The sequence below is a fragment of the Arthrobacter sp. ZGTC212 genome, assembly GCF_002929255.1.
In the GTDB taxonomy this organism is placed as follows: domain Bacteria; phylum Actinomycetota; class Actinomycetes; order Actinomycetales; family Micrococcaceae; genus Arthrobacter_B; species Arthrobacter_B sunyaminii.
On the sequence record NZ_PJIJ01000104.1, the window covers coordinates 1 to 500 of the forward strand.

Below are 500 nucleotides of genomic sequence, written 5' to 3' on the forward strand. Positions count from 1 at the left end.
GGACGTCAGCGTCCTCCACGGCCACCACGTCGTCACCGGCCCGGAACTGCGTGCCACTTTTGGGGCAGCCAAGGCCGACGAAACAGTCCGCGTGCGCCGGCGCGTGCTGCACGGGGTTGTCCTGGTGCTGCTTGTGGGCCTCATCGCAGCGGCCATCATCACGGCGTTGGCGATCATCAACGGGCAGCTGAAAATCCCCGCAGCGGCGCCCGCGGAAGAATCCGTCTCCACCTGCCCGGCCGCAACGTTCGACTACACCCCGAACGACCAGATCAACCTGAACGTGTACAACTCCACCAGCCGGCCCGGGCTGGCACGTTCAGTGGCGGACGAGTTCCTGGCCCGGAAGTTCGTGGTGGGCGCCGTGTCCAACGTTGACGCCGGCTACCGCGGCGCCGCTGCCGTGATTTCGGGAGCGGCCGGGCAGTCTGCAGCGTTCAGCGTCCAGCGGAACCTGCCGGGCTCGGACTACTTCCAGGACAGCAGGACGGACGGGAGCG

At 67.8% G+C, this 500-nt stretch carries 1 protein-coding gene; it reads left to right on the plus strand.

What is annotated here, in order from left to right:
* Positions 1-500 (plus strand): LytR C-terminal domain-containing protein (locus tag CXQ89_RS18105; protein ID WP_258060218.1); only part of this gene is annotated, 500 nt, incomplete at both ends.